We start from the raw sequence: 21,121 nt of genomic DNA, 5'->3' as shown, positions 1-21,121 counted from the left end.
TGCCACTGGAAAGCAAGTAGCCTGCAACCGATTGTTGACATTTCACAAAAATACTATTGATGGTTTTGTTTTTCAACACGATGAAAAAACTTCTATCTGCTTGATGGTACCCTCAACAGATAGAAGTTTTTTTATTATACATTGCGTTTATAATTTTTTGTGCCGTCATATGAATAGAGCATCGGCTTTTTATCGACATAGGTTTCTAAATGAACAGGACGTCCCCATAGCTGGTAAATATAAGGTAATACATTTTCTAAATAGTGTGGATCTAACTCCATCCCTTCATAGCCATGAACTAAATATAGCTCGCCATTCCGCAAATAATCACCATTTTTTACCACAATATATGGGAAGCCTCCGTTTACACGCATGGATACAAGTTGATCGCGAACCATCTCGTGATCCTTATCCGTTATACGGTATTCATTCCCTTTCTTTTGGAACAAGTACAAATCTTCACGCTTCGCTAAATCCTTTGTTAAATAGTTTCGAATAAAGGAAATATCTGATTCTACCTCTCTTACCTCAAAAATCTTTTCACGTCCCGTATTTGGCAAAACACCTAACCGTTTCATTTCCTCGGTAGGATTATTATAGCGATTTTCAATATCCTCGAAAATTTTAATCCCAAGATAATATGGATTAATCGATGTTTTGGAGGGCTGCACAACCCCCGCATTTAATTTGGCATATTCGATAGTTTCAGCAGTAGTTAACTTTAGCTCCCGCATGATTCGTTGATGCCAGAATGAGGCCCAACCCTCGTTCATTATTTTAGTCTCTAATTGAGGCCAAAAATAAAGCATTTCCTCTCGCATCATTGTTAATATATCTCGTTGCCAGTCTTCCAATTCACGGCTATGTTCCTCTAAGAATAACAACAGGTCCTTTTCTGGCTGAGGAGGAAATTGCTTTAATCTGCGTCGAATTGGTTTATAAACTTTTTCTTTTTCTTCTATACTCCATAAATCATCATACGGTGATTTTGTTGGTGTTTTTTCCTCCTCAAGCTCATCCTCCTCACTCCAGGATAGCTTTGGTCTTAAAATTGATGGATCAATATGTTCTTGAATAGCTAAAACAGCATCTAAAAACTGCTCCACCTCATCCTTGCCATACTCTCTCTCATAGCCAGCTATTCGCTCCGCAGTTGCGGTCATACTTTCTACCATATCTCTTCTTGTATTAGAAAAACGTATATTATTTTTGAAGAAATCGCAGTGTGCTAGAACATGGGCAATAATCAATTTATTTTGGGTTAAAGTATTGGTATCGAGTAAAAATGCATAGCAAGGATTTGAATTAATGACAAGCTCATAAATCTGACTAAGTCCTAAATCATATTGAAGCTTCATTTTATGAAATTGTTTACCAAAGCTCCAATGGGAAAAGCGCGTGGGCATACCGTAGGCGCCAAATGTATAAATAATATCTGCTGGACAAATTTCATAACGCATTGGATAAAAATCTAAGCCAAAGCTTGAGGCAATTTCGGTAATTTCATCTATTGCACGATGAAGCTCTTTTGTGTCCATTTTACGCCCCCTCCTTTGAACGTGGTGCTGAGGATACTTCCATGTTACTCTTCACTTTTCTTGAAAAAGCTCTTTAAGGCGTCATACACATCGCCTTTTTTTCTCAAAATATGGTATCTGAATTTAGGATCATCAATTTTTTTATACGTATACATAAGCGTTGAGAATCGGTTATGCTGATTCACCTCACCATAGCCAAACATGCTGGATACATCCATTAACTCTCCTACTAGCTTCAAGCACTTTTCATTGTCCATCGATATATTTTCACCATCTGAAAAATGGACAGGATAAATATTGTAGCGAGACGGATGATATTTATCCTGAATTAATTCCAATGCCTTTTTATAAGCTGAAGAACAAATGGTTCCTCCACTTTCACCCTTTGTAAAAAACTCCTCTTCTGTGACAACCTTTGCCTCAGTATGATGAGCAATAAATTCAATTTCTACTGTTTCATATTTTGACCGTAAAAACTTCGTCATCCAAAAGAAGAAGCTTCTCGCACAATATTTTTCAAATGCGCCCATTGAGCCACTTGTATCCATCATGGCGAGCACTACTGCTTTGGATTCTGGTTTCTCCACTTCATCCCATGTTTTAAAACGTAAATCGTCATTGTGGATTGGCGTTATTTCTGCTTTCCCATGCATCGCATTGCGCTTTAATGCATTTAAAATGGTACGCTTTTTATCGACATTACCCATGAGTCCCTTTTTTCGAATATCATTAAACTCTATTTTTTCTGTTTTAATATCTGCCTTTTCTTTTTGCTGTAAATTAGGTAACTCTAATTCATGAAATAAAACATTTTGAATTTCCTCAATACTGACTTCCGCTTCATAATAATCTTGGCCAGGCTTGTCACCCGCTTCTTTTCCTTTACCTGGAGCCTGATTGGCCTTACTGCCATCCCGCGCTACTACATCTCCAACACTACTATCCCCTTGTCCCTGCCCTACATGCTTAGAGTTATCATAGTTATATCGAATTTTATATTCATCAAGTGACCGAATTGGTATCTTAATAACCTCGCGACCATTGGACATCACAATACTTTCTTCGCTAACTAAATCAGGTAAATTATTTTTAATCGCATCTTTCACTTTTTCCATATGGCGTTGTTGGTCTTGGTGCCCTTTACGATGGAGGGACCAATTTTCCTGAGAAATGACAAAGCGTTTATTTTCGTGTTCAGTCATTTTTATCCTCACCCATCTATCAAATTCGCTTTTTCTATACTATGCTTGTGAGCTAAATTTTTGAACTTTTTTCATAAAATCAATTGTATATCTATCAATCACGCCTCAATGGGTCCAGATTTTTTTCGACCATGCTCTAAAGTTTCTCTTCAAAGTCTCGGACATCCTCTGGGGCTTTTTGTTGATAAATCTCTCCTCCTGATAATAAAAGGAGTGCCCTAAAAATGGGACACTCCTATCTGACTTGGAACAATGAACATCAAGTTATCGATTGAGCAAACTTCCTACATACTGTAGCAACTCATTTGCTGATGTTGTATTATAGCCATGTTCATCAACAAGCCTTGCCACAACCTCATTAATCTTCTTCAGTTGAGATTCATCTGGCATTTTAGAAGAAGTAGTAATTTTAACGACATCTTTCAAATCTGCAAATAATTTCTTCTGAATGGCTTCTCGCAATCTTTCATGAGAATTATAATCAAAACGTTTACCTTTTCGTGCATAGGCAGAAATTCGAATGAGAATCTCTTCACGGAATGCCTTTTTAGCATTTTCTGAAATGCCAATTTGCTCCTCAATCGAGCGCATTAATTTTTCATCTGGATTCATTTCTTCCCCAGTAAGTGGATCATAAATTTTATTTTTATTACAGAATGCCTCTACATTATCAAGGTAGTTATTCATCAACGTTTTTGCAGATTCCTCATAGGAGTACACAAAAGCCTTTTGTACTTCATTTTTAGCAATTTCATCATATTCTCTACGAGCAACCGCAATGTAATTCATGTATTTTTCACGATCCTCTTGAGAAATGGATGCATGCTGATCTAACCCATCCTTCAATGCTCGTAAAACGTCTAATGCATTTATCGATGGTATCTCTTTGCGGATAATAGCAGAAGAAATACGATTAATAATATAGCGTGGATCAATACCGTTCATGCCTTCATTCGGAAACTCTTTCTTCAGCTCCTCTAAGTCAACGGAATTAAATCCCTCCACATTTTCTCCGTCGTACAAGCGCATTTTTTTAATTAGATCCACACCTTGTTTTTTCGGAACTTCCAAACGAGTGAGAACCGAAAAGATTGCTGCGGCCTTTAAAGCATGCGGTGCAATATGGACATGGGACATATCGCTCTCTTTTATCATCTTTTCATAAATATGCTCTTCCTGACTAACTTTGAGGTTGTAGGGAATTGGCATAACGATAATTCGAGAATGTAATGCCTCATTCTTTTTGTTCGAAATAAATGAACGATACTCTGTTTCATTTGTATGAGCAACGATTAACTCATCTGCACTAATTAAAGCAAATCTTCCTGCTTTGAAATTTCCTTCCTGCGTTAATGATAATAAATTCCATAAGAATTTTTCATCTAGTTTTAGCATCTCCTGGAATTCCATCATTCCTCTATTAGCCTTATTCAGCTCCCCATCAAAGCGGTAAGCACGAGGATCCGACTCTGAACCAAATTCACCAATTGTAGAAAAATCAATACTTCCTGTTAAATCTGCAATATCCTGTGATTTAGGGTCTGATGGTGTAAATGTCCCTATACCCACACGTTTATCTTCTGAAAAAGTAATACGTTCAATCATTACATTTTCAATGCGTCCATCGTATTCCTTTTCAAGACGCATTGTATTTAAAGGCGATAAACTTCCTTCAATTCTAATCCCATATTCCTCAAAGAACTCATTACGCAAATGATGTGGAATTAAATGGAGCGGATCTTCATGCATTGGACATCCCTTAATTGCGTAAACTGCACCTTCATCTGTTCGCGAATATTGCTCTAATCCGCGTTTTAGTAAGGTAACGATAGTTGATTTACCACCACTAACTGGTCCCATTAATAATAAAATACGTTTTCTAACATCTAACCTGCGTGCTGCTGGATGGAAATATTCCTCCACCAGTCTTTCAATTGCTGTTTCAAGCCCAAAAATTTCTTGTCCGAAAAATTTGTACATTTTTTGCCCATCGCGTTCCTCTACACCAGAACTTTTTATCATATTGTAGACGCGTGAATGGGCTGTTTGAGCAACTTCAGGTCTTTCCCTAATGATGTTTAAATAATCTGCAAATGTCCCTTCCCACTTCAGCCTGTTTTCTTCTTCGCGATAGTTTTTCACTTTATCTAAAATGTTAATAGCCTTCCCTCCATTCAGGGCTTGATTTATAACATAGTATGAAGTTAATGGCATGATGATACCATTACTTTTTCTTTGATGAAGTTTCTTCTTATTATTTCTATTTTTTGGGGCAAAAAAATTGCGGATATATCAACTGTTTTCATACATAGAACCTTACTGAATGAAGATAAAAATTTCGGTTATTCTAACGTTAGAAAGGAGGTCCATCATTGCATCGCCATTTTATATTTCTTTTCACATTTTTATTTTTAGGGATTATGCTGTACCCTTCTGTCTCTTTTGCAAAGGAGGATCTTACAGAAGAAGAAATTTTACAGCAGCGTATGTCCTATTATGTACAATTCGATGAATTACTCATTCCATGGCATTTTTTAGCCGCTATCGATCAATATGAAAGAAACCTACAATCAGTTCGTAAAGACATCCCTAAACGAGAAGGCTATTTGGCTATCCAATTTTCTGATGAATACTGGTCAGGTGCATTAAATCCTGTAAAGGAAGACACTTCTCCTGAGACAATTAGCTATTTCGGAGGAATGGGCCTTGATGGTAATCATGATGGAATCGCTAGTCCAAAGGATGATGAGGATGTCATATTTTCGATGGCTAGTTATTTAGGGAAATTTGGAACGACTGATGAGGATTTTAAATTAGCTTTATGGGAATATTACGGAAGCGAAGAAGCAGTCAATCAAATATTTACCATCTCCACATTGTACAGACATTTTAAAACCATTGAACTTGATGCACATACCTTCCCGCTAAATATTCGCTCTGATTACAGTTACCGGGGCACTTGGGGCGCCAATCGCGGTTGGGGTGGACGCCGTATTCATGAGGGAACTGATATTTTTGCCAGCTATGGAACGCCTGTATTATCTACCTCTTTTGGAATTGTTGAGGTAAAAGGATGGAATCAATTTGGTGGCTGGCGTATTGGTATTCGCGACAATCATAATTCCTACCACTATTATGCCCACCTCGGTAGCTATCATAAGGAAATTGAAGTAGGTACAATTGTAAAACCTGGTACTGTTCTTGGCTATGTTGGAAGCTCTGGATATGGAAAAGAAGGTACATCGGGCAAATTCCCTCCACATCTTCATTATGGTATTTATAAATTTAATGGAAAAACGGAATGGGCTTTTGACCCTTATCCTTCCCTTCTACAGTGGGAACGCCAGGCGAAAAATCAAAAACAATAGAGAATCCTTTACTTATGGCACTTGAAGCATTTTGCTTCAGGTGTATTTTCTTTCTATATAGGAAATTTTACATAAATATATAAATTGGTTGTTAGACATCTATATATATTTAACTATTAAGAAAAGGAAAATAATTATATCATTGTACTAAAAAACTATTTTTAAATATTTCTATCGAAAGGCTTATTAATACACATAATTAGTTATAAAATAATACTTGTGTTGAAAAAATTTCTCAATGAGATAGTAAAGGGATGGGAAAATGAAAGGCATTATCAAGTTTAAAACACTTAAAACACGAATTTTAAGTGCATTTATTCTTTTGTTAGTTTTAGTAGTTAGCTTTACAACCTACACTTACAATTCCAATACAAATATGGAAAAACAGGCAAAAGATTTAGTAAAAGAAGATTTAGTTGTTTTAAATGCAAGTAAAAATTTAGCACTCTCTATGAGTGTCCGTCTATCTGCAGCGTTAAATTATGTGTTGACAGGCGACGAAAAATACAAGCAATCATTTGATGAGTATCGCAAAATGGCTGAGGAAAATAACGCTATTCTAGACAAATATGAAAAATCAGATGAACGCGATCAACTTGTAGTAATCGCTCGTGATTGGAGTACCCTTGTCAATACAGAGGTATTTGATATCTACCAAAAGGGCAATAAAGAATTAGCTTTAGAAAATTTAATGGATACACATGAACTCGTAACGAAAGTGCGATATGGTTACGAAAAACTGGCAGATGAACGCGCTAAAGCCATTACAGATGTCGGTAATGATGTTGTATCAACTAGCTCTGAGAATCGAACAATTGGTATCGCCTTTAGCTTGATTCTAACTATAGCTGGTATTCTAATTGCCATTATCACAGCCAGTACCATCTCTAAACCTGTTACAGTAGTAGCCGACCGGATGAAAGAATTAGCAGATGGAAATTTGCAACTAGAGCCTCTGCCTGTAAAAGCCCGAGATGAAATTGGAACATTAATGGTAGCAGCCAATGACATGAACGAAAAATTAAAACAAACGATCCATTCTATCTACTCGGTTTCTGAAACAGTAGCAGCTAGTAGTGAAGAACTTGCTCAATCATCGAATGAGGTACAAGCAGGTACTGAGCAAATTACAGTAACGATGCAAGAGCTGGCATCTGGTACAGAAACACAAGCATCTACCACAGGTGATTTGGCAGAAACAATGACTGCATTTAAGCGTAGCATTCATGAAACTACACAAGAGGGCATTGAATTAAGCGAACATTCTAGTCATGTTCAAAAATTAACGGTTTCAGGGAAAAGTTTAATGGTGCAATCTACCAAACAAATGGCTAAAATAAATGAAATTGTATTAGACTCTGTGAAAAAGGTAGAAAATTTAAATGAACAGTCTGCTGAAATATCCAAGCTTGTGTCAGTTATCGATGATATTTCAAACCAAACAAATTTACTTGCCTTAAATGCAGCCATCGAAGCAGCACGAGCAGGTGAGCATGGCAAGGGCTTTGCTGTTGTGGCAGATGAAGTCCGAAAGCTTGCTGAGCAAGTACAGTTCTCTGTCACGGATATTGCAACAATTGTCCAGCGTATTCAAGGTGAGACTGGCAATGTAACATCTGCCCTTCAGACTGGCTATGAGGAAGTAAAAAGAGGAACAGCACAGCTCGATGAAACAAATGAAACATTTGAAAAAATTTCTGATGCTGTTGGGGATATGATTGTTAATATTTCAACGATTTCAACGAATTTAAATCAGCTTGCTCAAAATTCGGAAACCATTAATGCTTCTATTGATGATATGGCCTCCATTTCACAGGAATCCGCTGCTGGCGTTGAGCAAACAACAGCAACTGTTGAGGAAACCGCCGCTACAATGGATGAAATCGCTAGAAGTGCAAATCAGCTTGCTGGAATGGCCGAAGAGTTAAATACGCAGCTACAGCAATTTAAAATTTAATCATCTAAACAACAAAGGCTATCTCAAATTTTTCTATTTTGAGATAGCCTTCTCTCTTATTGCCAATGACTTATTGGCACTCGTTCCAGTTCATGACGTTTAATAATAACACTTATCTTTTGAAACCATTTCTCACAAAGCTCTATGGCTTCTTTATAGTCGTCCTCCTCTTTTGATATGGGATCTTCACTATTATCCATGAACATATATTCTTGAATAGGCTCTGATAAATGATCTACTACTAACTTTAGCGATAGCTGTGAAATTGTATCTTCTTCTACCTCCTCTTCTTCTATTTCATCTGCTTCAGCAAGTAAGGAACCACTCATTAGATGATTCTTTGTTCTAACCGTAAATACTTCATCTTCCATGATGGCAACCTCATATATTCTGTTAAATGGAACCTCTATAATTTTTAGTTCTTCGTCTAAAGCTTCTCTTCGGGCGAAAATAAGCATGTTTGTCTGTTCATTTAACAGTAAAGCATTTAAAGCATCATTGGAAACTGTACATTGTGTATGAGGAATAGCCATTATCTCCTCCTCACTAGCTTCCGTCATGGCTGTCAAAGTTTGTATGGCAATATAACGCTCTTTTAAATAACGGATACTCCCTAGACCGACTAAAGCCAGCCCGATTAAAAAAAATAGTTGCTTAATAATGACTAATTCAATGGCATTTGCTAGATAAAGATAGACAATCCCTAATAAAATGAAGAAAATATTTTTCATCCAATTCCCGCCTTTATCAAGATAATCACTAGAAAAATTCAGATGATGTACTAGCAATAGTATTCTTGATTCTATCGTTTCATTCTAATAAAAAACACGAATTCATTGAACTTTACAATGAATCCGTGCTTTTGCTTTTAACGACCAATTAGCTCTTCTTTACTACTTACGTCGTCTAATGTTTTATCTTTTTCTATTTTATGCATCTCAAGAACATGCTCAGATGGCGGAACGAGTAAGCTCACCACGACAATTGTGATACCAGTTATAACAACACCTGAAAATACAGGAGCCTGCCATAATTCATTTAATAGACCTATGAAGCCTTCTGATTGGATTGTCAGACTAGGTACGAATGTTAGTGATGTCACAATGTAATAAACTAAGCCAACGGAAATACTTGCCCAAACTGCTGGTGTACTGACACGTTTCCAAAATGGTCCTAAAACGATTGGCCAGAATATTGTTACGAATATAATATCCCAAGCTAAATAAGCTAAATCAATTACTTTTTGGAAGCTTACAGCTAGCACTAAACCTAATAAAGCACTAGCTAGAATAATAGATCGTGAAAATCTTAATAGCTTCTTAGGATCAGGATTACGATTAATAAAATCTAAATAAATATTCTTTGTCACAATCCCTGAAGTCGCTACATAACATGCAGCTACTGTAGACATCCCCATGGCTGCCATGGCTGTTAAGAAAATAGCTGCTAATAAAGGAGGAAAATAACCTTGTGCAAAGGTAAGCATCAGTGTTTCTGGGTTTGTGCTTTCAGGATAAATAGACTTAAAGGCTTCCCCTAGCATCCCTGGAATCCAGCTAATTGCAATGACAATAATACCAGCAATAATCATGCTTCGTTGTGCCACTCGTGGACTTTTTGCAGCAGCTACCCTCTGCCCAAGGTCAACTGCAGGGATATCTCCAAGTGCTAGTACAAGATACAAAGTCCAGAATTCTGCTCCTGCCTTCTCAAATAATGTACTGATATTCCACCACTCGGGATTAAATGTAACATCTGGATAGTAAAACAAAATAAAAATGGTAATACCCAAAATACCTGCCACTGCAAGCGCACCTTGTACGATTTCAGTATAGGCAACTGCCCATAAACCACCAATAACTGAATAAATAGCCGTTAGCGATACAAATAGAAGAGCCGCAGGTATAAAATCAATTTGCAACAATTGCTGAATAATATACGTTCCACCAACTGTTAACGCCGCTGCATTAAAAACTCCAAAAGCAATTGCCATAACAACCCCTGTATAGGCTCCTAGCTTTTTACTGCCATAGCGTAAACCGTAGTAATCTGCTAATGTCCAGCCCTTTAAACGTCGTAATGGCTTTGTCCAAATGAGTGCTCCAAGAATCATACAAGTCCCTAAACCACCCATTGTTGCCGAACCTTCAAAGCCACCACTTGTATAGCCAGAGCCTACCGCTGCAAAAAAGAAGGGAGCTGCTAATAATGCAGCGACTAAACTACCCGTTACAACGGATAAAGGCATGCTCCAGCCAGCAACAATTAAATCCTCGGCTGTGTTGACACGCTTATAGCCTTTATAGCCAATATAATAGATAAATAATAAGTATAAGCAAAAGATAATAATATTTAACATTATTTACTCCTTCGTTTTCCATTAACCGTTCATTACGACCCCACCATTTGGCGTTAAAATTTGACCTGTATAGAAGTCAGCATGATTAGAGGCTAAAAATAATACACTTTTCGCAATCTCTTCTGGTTGCGCTAAACGTTTTAATGGATATTTTGCGGATTCTTCCTCCACATAGTTATCGCCAAACTCTTGTAGAATGTCCGTAAATGTTCCACTAGGAGCAACTGCATTGACAAGTATAGAAGGTGCTAATTCTCTTGCTAAAGCCTTTGTAAAAGCATTAATAGCACCCTTTGCAGCTGAATAATGCGTGAATTCTTCACAACCCAAGCTACCAATATCAGATGAAATATTAATGATTTTTCCTGTATTACGTTCCTTCATTCTTTTAGCTGCTTCACGGCAATTATAGAAACAGCCATATAAATGAACTTTAATCATACGATCCCACTGCTCATCCGTTAAATCTGTAATGCTGGAACCCTGTGCAAATCCAGCGTTATTTACAAGAATATCAAGATTCCCGAGATGCTCGTCCATAAATTGATGCATCGCTTGTACTTCTTGAGAGTTAGATACATCTGCGTGGAATATTAAAGCTTTCACACCCAACTTTTCTGCTTCTGCACGTACAGCTTCTGCCTCTTGCTCATCCCCAATATAATTAATTAAAATATTAGCTCCATGTTGCGCAAAGCCTAAAGCAATTGCTTTACCGATTCCTTTACTAGAGCCTGTAATTAAAACATTTTTTCCTGTAAAATTAATGTCCATTATGATCATTCTCCAATTTGAATTTTGCCACTAGACCTTGCAGCTCTTCTGCTGTTTTGCCCAGTGATGAAGAGGCATCCTTTACTTCCTGCATGGTAGATAATTGCTCTTGTGTAGAATTCGAGACATTTGAAGAGAACTCTGCTGACTGCTCTGCAGATTGTTTAATATTATTAACAGATGCCGCCACTTCTTCTGAGGATGCAGAAATTTGTTGTGAGGCTGCTGAAATTTCACGTATTTGGCTAGCTACTTCTTCTGAGGAAGTAAGAATTTCTTTAAAGATTTCGCCTACTTCATTGGTAAATGCCATCCCTACCTTAACATCCTCTTTACCTTTCTCCATAACCGTGATAGAAGCGTTTGAATCAGACTGAATAGAACTAATTAAATTGTAAATTTCTGTTGCTGATTGAGAGGATTGTTCAGCTAAGCGTCTCACTTCATCCGCAACAACGGCAAAGCCTTTACCGTGTTCACCTGCTCGTGCCGCTTCGATCGCAGCATTTAAAGCTAATAGATTTGTTTGATCAGCTATAGCAGTAATTAAGCTAACAATTTCACTTATTTTTTTAGTATTAACATGTAGTCCATTAATGGTTGTCCCTATTTGTTCAACAGAATCATTAATTAACTCCATTTGAGCAATAACTTGTTGTACAACTTCATTGCCTCGTTCAGAAGCCTGTGATGCTGAAATAGAGGATTCCGCAGCTACATTTGCAGAATCAGCAATTTGCTGAATACCTGTTGCAGTTTCTTCCATAGCAGCAGCTGTTTCCTCTGTCATGGTCATCGAGGCCTCAGCATTTTGTGTAATTTGATTCATGTCTAGTGCAATATTTGTTGAGCTGTTATAAGTTTCACCAGCATGTACCGTTAATTGATTGGCTGCTGAAGAAACGTGATTGGATGTATTGCGTATGTTTAAAATAATATGTTGCAAATTAGCCACCATTGTACGAATGGATTCAGATAATTTACCAATTTCATCCTTCGATGTCTCTAAATCCACATCTATTAATTCACCATTTGCCACTTGATTGGCAACGTTCACTACTTTTTTCAGTGGCTTTAATAGTCGATCTATAATTATGTAAACTAAAACTAATAAAATTAAAATGCCGATAATGGCAATGACAATTTGCTTAATCACACTTGTTTTAATAATCGTATTGATATAATCAGCGGAGTAATCAATCCCTAATAGGGCAATCAGTTGGCCATTATCATCTTTAATAGGACTAAAAACCGTTCTCCAAGAACCAAAAGGATCCTCGAATATATCAGTTACCTCTGTACTATTATTTTCAATAGCTAATTTTGCTGTTTCTACATGTTCATCCGCTAAATCAGTAAAAATTTCACCGGCTTCATATACTTCATTTAGATTAGAGGTATAGCCAATTGGATTGACGCCACCCTCATCCTTGACATCCCAAATATAACTCCAGCTCATAATACCTTGCTGGTCCTGAATCATATCAAGTTGCTTTTGGATCTTTGTAAACTTTGCGTTTGTTTCCCCTTTTTCGGACAGCAAATCTTTTACTTCATCACTGTCTAAGTTCATAGCTGTTAATAAACCAACACTTTTTAATTCTTGCTCCAAATCCACATTCATCCGATTATTCAATTCACTAATACTTTGCGTCGTAATAATAGCGATAAGCAGTAATACAACGATAGAGACTGTTAGTAAAAGCTTATTTTTTAATGATGTGTTTTTTAACAACTTCATTTCCCCTTTTCCTCCTTTGAACTTTACTTGCAAAAAAATGCCTATTTCAAAAGAAATAGGCATAAAAGAACAAAAACTAGAATGAGAATGATACAACTAGCACTCTTTTGCAACCCAGCCGCCATAGCATTTATTGCCTTAGACCTGTAGCTTTGCGTCTTTACTTTTCAGTAAATTTGCCTATATTTCCCTACCAAAATTAACACAGTAGGTAAAAGTAGTCAATGCTCTCTACTTAAAACATACATATTTTATACTAGCTGTTCCTTCATTAATAATTATATAAATTACTTAATTATGATTCATCTATTGAACAAAATAAAACAGCTACAACCTCAATTAGCGTTGTAGCTGTCCACTTTCAATTCACTTACCCCTAAGTGTTTGAATAAATTATACGTTTTGTGTGACAAGTAATACGGAAGGTATAAAGGATAACGCAAACATAGCGATATACCATACGGAAGTACGACGTAATGAAAAGCGTACTTTTTTTCGTTCCGCATAAAAAATATCTAACATAACTGCAACAATAAAAGGCATTGTAATACATGCAATAGCTACTAATAAGATGTCAAAATAAATCATACAAGCACCCCTTTGTCTGTGAACATTTTTCATCTTTTTTGTGAACATTTTGTGATAATTTTATTGTACACAATTTCGTCACAAATTGTCAACGAGTTTTAAAGAAAAAAATGGCACTTTATGATTGATATCCATTGTGCATTATGCTCTATATTTATATGTTAGGCCCCTTAAAAAATTTCGTACGAATGAATCGCCACACTCTTTATAATTACGATGACTTGGATTTCTTAAAATAGCACCTAATTCACCTTTTGTAACTTTAATGCCGCCGTCATATAAAATCTCAAGCATCTCCTCAGTTGTTAAAGCTAAAGCAATTTTTACTTTCTTTAGCAGCATATTATTTGGGCTTTCTTTACCTGACACAGGTAAAGGTCCAACAGCCTGTCCTTCTCTTGGTTTCTGAGGCCCACGTTTAAAAGTAATTAATCCATTTAAAAATGCCTCTAACATTTTATTATTACATTTGATGTATTCCTCTGGCGCTTCTTCCTCATCATTAATCTTAATCAGCATATTTAATACTTCTTCCTTTGAATAATCCATGCCACCAAGTTTAAAAATTTCTACCATATCTACATTTTTTATATCGAACGCATAGCGTAAACGAATTAAGATATCATTATTTGTCATATATGTTCCTCCTTTAATTAACCTTATATAGTAAAGAGCCAGGCTTAATTATAACAGAGAGTTTGCTGATTATTGCTAGCTTTCCACAAGTTGTTGTTGTTAGCAAATAGCGTGTGCATTTCCTACTTTTTAAATGTATGAAAAATTTAATCGCAACCATTCTAAGGTCAAGGAGGTGAGAACAATGGCTAACAATAACCGCAGTTCAAATAAACTTCTAGTACCTGGAGTACATGAGGCTGTCAATCAAATGAAATATGAAATTGCACAAGAGTTTGGCGTTCAGCTTGGGCCAGAAGCATCTTCTCGTGCAAATGGTTCCGTTGGAGGAGAGATTACAAAACGTCTTGTTGAAATCGCTGAAAAACGTTCAAAAGGTTTATTATAATTAAATACTAATAAGAAAAGAACGAATCCCATTTACATAATTGGAATTCGTTCTTTCGTGCTCTATAAAATTATGCTGTTTGCAATTCCTTCCCTGAGCTCTTAAGCGTTAGCATAACGATAAAGGAAATACAATACAGTGCTGCTAAGTAAATCATCACGACAGTCATATCGTAGCTTTGTAAAATAAAACCTACAAAGATTGGTGAAAACCCACCTATAGCTCGTCCAAAGTTAAAAATGGTGTTTGTTGCTGTACTGCGAATTTGTACTGGATAAAAGCTACTAATTAATGCACCATACCCTGCAAACATTCCATTAGAGAAGAATCCTACAACCGCACCGCCTACTAATATCGCTACTGCACCTGTTGCAAACGAGTAAAAGAATACAGCACATGCAGAGGCTACTAAAAAGATCCCGAATGTTCGCTTTGCACCAAAACGATCCATAAATCTACCAAACGTCAGCATTCCAATGATCATGCCAACTGCGGTACTAATTGTCCACAATGCTGAGCTTGAAACCGATAAACCTTGCGATTTCTGTAACATCGAAGGTAGCCAAATCATTAGACCATTATAGCCTGCAATTTGAACAGTTGCCATTAGAATTAGGGAGAGTGTTGTCATGGTGATACGAGGTGAAGCAAATAATTGTGCTAATTTCCCGTTCTCTTGCTTATTATTTTGTTGTTTCTGCGCTGCTAACCATTCTGGTGATTCATCAATATTTTTACGTACGATAAAGGCGAAAATAACTGGTAGTAATCCTACAAAGAATAATGCACGCCACCCTAAAGTTGGTAAAATAATAGCACTTAATAAAGCAGCTAAAATTACTCCATATTGTGCACCTACACTGACATAAGAGGATGCTCTACCTTGTTTATTCTTTGGCCAAGCCTCCGCCACAAGCGCCATCCCAATACCATATTCTCCGCCAGCACCTAAACCAGCGATAAATCTATAAACATAAACTTGTTCAATACTTGTTGCTACTCCTGTTAAGGCCGTTCCGATGGCAAACAAAATAATCGTATACGTAAACACTTTTACTCGACCATATTTATCTGCTAATACACCGAAAATAATACCACCCAGTAGCATCCCAATATTCGTGATGGATGAAATCAATCCACCTGTTGCAAGATCAATATTAAATTCTGCAATAATCATTGTCATAGCAAAGGAAATAAACATAATGTCCATTCCTTCTAGCGTTAGCCCTGCCACTGAAGCAACCACGGTTTTTTTACGATAATCCATTCTTTTTAGCCTCCATTTTCTAGTTGTCGATCTCTTTTAGTGAATGGATTATAGCTGTCTTGTCCATTCTCTTTTGAAGCCTCACGGGACTTCCTTTAAAAGAGGGGTACGAAACAATAATAAAAGCCCTTCCGTCACAGAGGACAAAAGGGCATGACAAAGCAAAGATATTAGCTTAAAAATATCACATAGCCCTTTTCAGCCTCTCTGGACCGTATTAAAGGATTTATATATCGTTCATTTATACCGTTCTACATTCTATAAGATTACTGAAGAAAAAGCAATGGTCGAATAGTGGAAATTCAACACGGTATTTCTATAAAGTTTTGAGCAAACTGATAAATTAGATTGGCAGGTACAGCCAAATTAAGGTTTTGACCATCATCGAAGCCTGCTGTAATCAGACCAACCAATCGCCCATGCATATCCAATAAAGCACCACCTGAACTGCCATTTGATATAGCGGCTGTAAATTGAATCATAGACATTTGCCGAATATCACGAAAACCCGAAACAATCCCATCAGAAACTGAGTTAAACAATCCTAACGGACTGCCAATCGCCACAATTTTTTGCCCTCGAACTAATTGTCCATCCATTTTTACAGGTAAAGGATGGCTTATTCTGTCTACCTTCAAAATAGCCAAATCATGCATATCATGATATTTTACAAATTGATGGGTAATATACTCGTTGGTATCATTTTCATAGAGCACAGAATAATATTTTCCACCACCCACAACATGCAGGTTTGTTAAAATATATCCATCTTGGTGGAGAACGACACCAGAGCCATAGCATAAAACCTTGTCATCCTCCCCGAAGGTCTTAATCATCACAACAGATGTGGCTAAGGAGGCTAATTGCTCATAACTCCACTCCTCTGTCGCATTCGTTTTTTGAGCAGGAATGTTCAATTGTCTTGAAGTACTTTTAATAGGCAATGTTATTTCTTTTTCATAGAAATGACGACACATATGTAAGGTAGAAGACGCTTCTATTATAGGGTACATATTGGCAATATCTCCTTTGGGATTCATGTAACAAATATCGCACCCCAGTGACGATAAGAAATATAAAAATAGTAATTCATGCTGCGTAATGTCACCTATAAAAACAATTTTGGGGGACGTTGGATTTTCCTCCGAAAAAATTTGTGGTAAATAATAATCCATCCAATACAAAAATTTAACTGCAAAATTTTTTAACAACGTTTCATTAGGATAAGGCTGATTTTCTTTAAATAGTTGAATCATCTGTTTAAAGCTTAGCTTTTTTGTCCATTCAAGTTGATCACTCGCTAATTTACTGCAGAAAGATAGCTTATACAGTAATTGCGGGTTTTCAGCAGCAGTCTGCCACATTCTCCAACTTTCCGACAATCTATCTACATCTTCCTTATTACGAATGACCTCAAGCTTATGCAGTCGTAAATAAAAAATGCTTTGCTTGGAGAAATACTCCTCCATTTTTAGAATCTCATCTTTATAAAAATCTACAGAATCAGGTATACCGATATATCGTAGAAAAACAACTTCCTTCGTAAGAGAATGTTTGTTGTGATTAATTTGCATAAACTCCTGAAAAGTATTTGCTGATTTATTGTATTTAATTTTTAACGGTCTAGTTGTCACAATCATCTTCATACAACTCCTATAAGCTCTTCATTACATATAATGGTACTTATATACAATTCTCTGATGTTTCTCTAAATCCTCTATTGATTGCAAACAAAAAAACCCGACTCTATAAAGAATTGGACGTAGCTTTGGAATAAAGATTTAGAATAACAACTCCCAATGTTTTCTAGTTGTTCATTAGTATTCCATTAGTTGTTAATGCCACTCTAACATAATTAAAAACTAAAAAGATGTTTTATCCATTCAATTTAGTGGAATAGATTGAATGTGAACATATATAGGAGGGATCAATAATGACAGTCAAATTGACAGTAGAAAACGTAGTACAGGCGAAACAAGAAGTGGAGAAATTAGAAGCGCAAGGATATCTTCGAGATAACATTTACATCTTTGCGCACTATGAAGAACGTGAAGATGATATTAACGAAGCACTCGGGACAGAAGAAGCTGGTATTAGCGAGCAAGGGTTCCTGACTTCTCTGAAGAACCTGGTGAATTCCCGTGGAGATGAACTCCGCAACAAGTTAGCTTCTGTCGGATTAAGTGAATCGGAAGCTGCTCAATTCGAGAAGGAACTGGATACAGGTAAATTGGTCATAATTGCCAATAAGTAAAAACAAACCCGGGAATCCAATCCCGGGTTTGTTTCATTTACACCTTCGTCTCTGTATTCAAGATAGCCTTTCAACTATTGTCAATGATCTGCTCGAGGAAATTTTCTTCTTCTTCATTAAAGAGTCTTCTTTAGCAATATGGTCCTATTCATAAAGAATGACACTTTTCCTTATTATGAAAAATCGCCCGTTTGTTGAATAACTAATTTTTATTAATAATAGCGTTTTCTCATATATTTCTTATTTAGTAGTTCAATGACTATTGAAGATAAATTCATAAAAAATTAGAGCTACAGTTTAATGACTCTAATTTTTACGTCTATTCTTACAAAAATCGACAAATTTTTTTGCCTGTATTAAGGACATATCTGTTTGTTCTCTCACAAACTTCACCGCTTTAATTTCACCGACGGACTTTATTTTCTCTTTTACTAAGGCAATCAGTTCCTTATTATAGATTTTAGTATAATCCATTTTTCCGACCTCCTCTAATCTATAATACCTTATACGACTATTTTAACCATTTAGTTTCAATATATATTAATACCACTAAAAGGAATTTGTAAAAATAAGGATAAATCAATTGTGAGGATTCATATTACTAGATAAAAACTACATTTAAACAGAAGAACATAAAAACAAGAACCCTCCCCCTAGCATCTGAAGCTAAAACATCAATAGCGATAAATTGAAAGGAGCAAAGAAAGGGAAATCTCATCCTCAAAACTTTGCTCCTATTTCTACTGTTATTTACTTGACTTTATTGGTGGTTTCATCATTTCATTGTCAATCAATATCGTTTGATTCAAAGTTGTCTAGCAATACACGCACTTCATCCGTTGATTTTGTGTTCATCAATTGACTTCTTAATTCACCAGCTCCTCTGAATCCTTTGACATAAATTTTGAAGAAGCGATGAAGTCCTGTGATGGAACGTGGTAGTTCTTCCGCGTATTGATCTTGAAGATCGAGCTGCAGTCTTAAAAGATTAAGATACTCTTTACTGCTATGCTCTTTTGGCTCTTTTTCAAAAGCAAAAGGATTTTTAAAAATACCTCGTCCAATCATCACGCCATCAATCCCGTATTGTTCAGCTAGTTGGAGTCCCGTTTGACGGTCAGGAATATCTCCATTGATCGTCAGTAGCGTATTAGGTGCAATACGGTCACGAAGTTTTTTGATTTCCGGAATAAGCTCCCAATGCGCATCTACTAGGCTCATTTCCTTTCTTGTTCGTAGATGAATCGAAAGGTTCGCAATATCCTGCTTTAATATATGCGTTAGCCAATCCTCCCACTCATTTACATCCTTGTAGCCAAGCCGTGTTTTCACGCTAACAGGCAGTCCGCCCGCTTTTGCTGCTTGAATTAATTCTGCGGCCACATCTGGTCGGAGAATAAGGCCACTCCCCTTCCCTCTTGATGCTACATTCGGTACAGGGCAGCCCATGTTAATATCAATGCCTTTAAAACCTAGCTCTGCCATCCCAATACTCATTTCACGGAAATATTCGGGATTATCTCCCCAAATATGTGCCACCATTGGCTGCTCATCTTCTGTAAAGAGCAAACGACCGTGCACACTTTTCTTTCCCTCTGGATGACAGTAGCTATCCGAATTTGTAAACTCAGTAAAAAACACATCTGGTCGACCTGCTTCACTTACAACGTGACGAAAAACAACATCCGTTACATCTTCCATCGGTGCAAGCACGAAAAAAGGCCGTGGTAAATCGCGCCAAAAATTATCTATCATGTTAATTCCAAATCCTCTCACTATGGACATATTGATATATTTACCTCATTACCTAATAGAGGTAGAAGCATTAATTATCAAGAGCTAATGTAAAAATCAACAATGTTTATTTTAACGAAAATCAGTCCTAAATGGTATTTTAACAAACAAAAAAGTAGATGGTATAGATTATTTCTACCTCATCTACTTTTATTATACCTAATTTTCATTTCTATATTTTTTCGAATGGATCCATTTGTGAGGTGGATTTAAACAAAATAGATAATATGACTGCAATACTATCGGGTGGAACTCAAATATTTACTTTCTATATTTGAGTTCTGCCGTTATCTTCTTGCATCTGTTTATTATACTGTACCTCTGGTTTCTCTGGTTTTTTCGACCAATAGGTAGCGAGAATCGGACCAGAAATATTATGCCAAACAGCCCCAAGTACACTAGGTAGGGCCGCTAAGGGACCGAAGTGGGCAGTGGCTAACGCTACACCCAGACCAGAGTTCTGCATTCCAACTTCAATTGAAATAGCTCTTCGATTGCTTTCATCAAGGCCTAATACACGGGCTGTTATATAACCAAATAACAATCCGAATGCGTTATGAAGCACTACAGCTGCAAAAATAATGGAGCCTGCCGAAGCGATGGTATCGACATTACCAGCAACAACAGCAGATACAATAATCATAATAGCAACTACTGAAATAAGAGGAATCACATTAATACTTTTTTCTACGATTTGAGGAACAACTCTTCTGATAATAATCCCTAGGATAATAGGGATAATAATTACTTGAATAATTGAAGTAAACATTGCTATTGGATCAACTGGCATCCATTTACCTGCAAGTAATAATAGGATGATTGGTGTGGCAATTGGAGCTAATAATGTCGAAAAGGATGTCATTGTGATGGACAAAGGTACATTTCCTTTAGCTAAATACACCATGACGTTTGAAGCAGTTCCACCAGGTACAGATCCAAGAAGGACTAGCCCTGCAGCTAATTCTGCTGGCAAGTTCATTATATAAGCAATTAAAAAAGCGGAAAGTGGCATGATAACATATTGAGCACATACACCAATAATGACTGGTACTGGATTCGTGATAACCAATTTAAAATCAACTGCTTTTAACGTCAGACCCATGCCAAACATAACAATGCCTAGCAAAATCGTGATATACCCGCCAAATATTAAAAAGGGTTCTGGAGCTATAAAGGCAATAACAGCAATACAAATAACCCATATAGCAAAGTATTTTCCAGCAATCGTACTAATCGCTTCTAAAATTTTCATATT

18 protein-coding genes and 1 riboswitch are annotated in these 21,121 nt (G+C 36.6%); of the genes, 4 read left to right on the top strand and 14 right to left on the bottom strand.

What is annotated here, in order from left to right; translation table 11 throughout:
* Positions 1-134 precede the first annotated feature (134 nt).
* The 3 genes from BFM98_RS19640 to BFM98_RS19630 form a co-directional block, all read right to left on the bottom strand.
* On the bottom strand, positions 135-1,538 hold the full coding sequence (locus BFM98_RS19640) for a SpoVR family protein (RefSeq protein WP_066038215.1): 1,404 nt from the start codon (positions 1,536-1,538) through the stop codon (positions 135-137).
* Between the two features lie 44 nt (positions 1,539-1,582).
* A complete protein-coding gene (gene yhbH / locus BFM98_RS19635; protein WP_048394843.1) occupies positions 1,583-2,740 on the bottom strand; it encodes a sporulation protein YhbH in 1,158 nt (385 codons plus the stop codon).
* A 264-nt stretch (positions 2,741-3,004) separates the two neighbouring features.
* Positions 3,005-4,900 carry a PrkA family serine protein kinase gene (locus BFM98_RS19630; RefSeq protein ID WP_066038234.1) on the bottom strand — a complete coding sequence of 632 codons (1,896 nt, stop codon included), beginning with the start codon at positions 4,898-4,900 and terminating at the stop codon, positions 3,005-3,007.
* 212 nt (positions 4,901-5,112) lie between these two features.
* Between BFM98_RS19630 and BFM98_RS19625 the strand changes: the two genes are divergently transcribed.
* Both BFM98_RS19625 and BFM98_RS19620 read left to right on the top strand, forming a co-directional pair.
* A complete protein-coding gene (locus BFM98_RS19625) occupies positions 5,113-6,108 on the top strand; it encodes a M23 family metallopeptidase (protein ID WP_066038214.1) in 996 nt (331 codons plus the stop codon).
* 262 nt (positions 6,109-6,370) lie between these two features.
* Positions 6,371-8,065, top strand: a complete 1,695-nt coding sequence (locus BFM98_RS19620) for a methyl-accepting chemotaxis protein (RefSeq protein ID WP_066038213.1) — start codon at positions 6,371-6,373, stop codon at positions 8,063-8,065.
* 56 nt (positions 8,066-8,121) lie between these two features.
* Here the strand turns inward: BFM98_RS19620 and BFM98_RS19615 are convergent, their stop codons facing one another.
* The 6 genes from BFM98_RS19615 to BFM98_RS19590 all read right to left on the bottom strand — a co-directional run bounded on the left by BFM98_RS19615 (position 8,122) and on the right by BFM98_RS19590 (position 14,163).
* The gene (locus tag BFM98_RS19615; RefSeq protein WP_054548995.1) at positions 8,122-8,796 is read right to left on the bottom strand and encodes a hypothetical protein; all 675 of its coding nucleotides are present in this window, start codon (positions 8,794-8,796) and stop codon (positions 8,122-8,124) included.
* A 137-nt stretch (positions 8,797-8,933) separates the two neighbouring features.
* Positions 8,934-10,424: a sodium:solute symporter family protein gene (locus BFM98_RS19610; protein WP_066038212.1), complete on the bottom strand. Its 1,491-nt coding sequence runs from the start codon at positions 10,422-10,424 to the stop codon at positions 8,934-8,936.
* 21 nt (positions 10,425-10,445) lie between these two features.
* Positions 10,446-11,198, bottom strand: a complete 753-nt coding sequence (locus BFM98_RS19605) for an SDR family NAD(P)-dependent oxidoreductase (RefSeq protein WP_009374257.1) — start codon at positions 11,196-11,198, stop codon at positions 10,446-10,448.
* A complete protein-coding gene (locus BFM98_RS19600; protein WP_009374258.1) occupies positions 11,188-12,939 on the bottom strand; it encodes a methyl-accepting chemotaxis protein in 1,752 nt (583 codons plus the stop codon). The genes BFM98_RS19605 and BFM98_RS19600 overlap by 11 nt, the downstream gene beginning before the upstream one ends.
* Before the next feature lie 105 nt (positions 12,940-13,044).
* A riboswitch (cyclic di-GMP riboswitch) is annotated at positions 13,045-13,130 on the bottom strand.
* 202 nt (positions 13,131-13,332) lie between these two features.
* Positions 13,333-13,527 carry a hypothetical protein gene (locus BFM98_RS19595; RefSeq protein ID WP_004225659.1) on the bottom strand — a complete coding sequence of 65 codons (195 nt, stop codon included), beginning with the start codon at positions 13,525-13,527 and terminating at the stop codon, positions 13,333-13,335.
* A 141-nt stretch (positions 13,528-13,668) separates the two neighbouring features.
* Complete coding sequence (locus BFM98_RS19590; RefSeq protein ID WP_048394854.1) at positions 13,669-14,163, bottom strand: YehS family protein; 495 nt, start codon at positions 14,161-14,163, stop codon at positions 13,669-13,671.
* 184 nt (positions 14,164-14,347) lie between these two features.
* Here BFM98_RS19590 and BFM98_RS19585 point away from each other — a divergent pair, with 184 nt between their 5' ends.
* A complete protein-coding gene (locus BFM98_RS19585; protein ID WP_004225662.1) occupies positions 14,348-14,551 on the top strand; it encodes an alpha/beta-type small acid-soluble spore protein in 204 nt (67 codons plus the stop codon).
* 70 nt (positions 14,552-14,621) lie between these two features.
* On the opposite strand, the gene BFM98_RS19580 is transcribed toward BFM98_RS19585, so the two are convergent.
* Together BFM98_RS19580 and BFM98_RS19575 are read right to left on the bottom strand one after the other, a co-directional pair.
* A complete protein-coding gene (locus BFM98_RS19580; protein WP_004225665.1) occupies positions 14,622-15,818 on the bottom strand; it encodes an MFS transporter in 1,197 nt (398 codons plus the stop codon).
* Between the two features lie 302 nt (positions 15,819-16,120).
* Complete coding sequence (locus BFM98_RS19575) at positions 16,121-17,458, bottom strand: trypsin-like peptidase domain-containing protein (protein WP_066038211.1); 1,338 nt, start codon at positions 17,456-17,458, stop codon at positions 16,121-16,123.
* A 293-nt stretch (positions 17,459-17,751) separates the two neighbouring features.
* Between BFM98_RS19575 and BFM98_RS19570 the strand changes: the two genes are divergently transcribed.
* A complete protein-coding gene (locus tag BFM98_RS19570) occupies positions 17,752-18,072 on the top strand; it encodes a YflT domain-containing protein (RefSeq protein ID WP_054548992.1) in 321 nt (106 codons plus the stop codon).
* A 306-nt stretch (positions 18,073-18,378) separates the two neighbouring features.
* Here BFM98_RS19570 and BFM98_RS24060 read toward each other — a convergent pair whose 3' ends face one another.
* The 3 genes from BFM98_RS24060 to BFM98_RS19560 all read right to left on the bottom strand — a co-directional run bounded on the left by BFM98_RS24060 (position 18,379) and on the right by BFM98_RS19560 (position 21,118).
* The gene (locus tag BFM98_RS24060; RefSeq protein WP_175400781.1) at positions 18,379-18,546 is read right to left on the bottom strand and encodes a hypothetical protein; all 168 of its coding nucleotides are present in this window, start codon (positions 18,544-18,546) and stop codon (positions 18,379-18,381) included.
* Positions 18,547-18,858: 312 nt separating this feature from the next.
* Positions 18,859-19,827 carry a tRNA dihydrouridine synthase gene (locus BFM98_RS19565; protein ID WP_066038210.1) on the bottom strand — a complete coding sequence of 323 codons (969 nt, stop codon included), beginning with the start codon at positions 19,825-19,827 and terminating at the stop codon, positions 18,859-18,861.
* 307 nt (positions 19,828-20,134) lie between these two features.
* Positions 20,135-21,118, bottom strand: a complete 984-nt coding sequence (locus BFM98_RS19560) for a bile acid:sodium symporter family protein (protein ID WP_048394864.1) — start codon at positions 21,116-21,118, stop codon at positions 20,135-20,137.
* Positions 21,119-21,121 lie beyond the last annotated feature (3 nt).

The sequence above is a fragment of the Lysinibacillus sp. AR18-8 genome (assembly GCF_001705465.1).
Classification (GTDB): Bacteria; Bacillota; Bacilli; order Bacillales_A; family Planococcaceae; genus Lysinibacillus; species Lysinibacillus capsici.
Note: the sequence above shows the minus strand (reverse complement) of the source record. Positions and strands in the feature narration are given on the sequence as shown.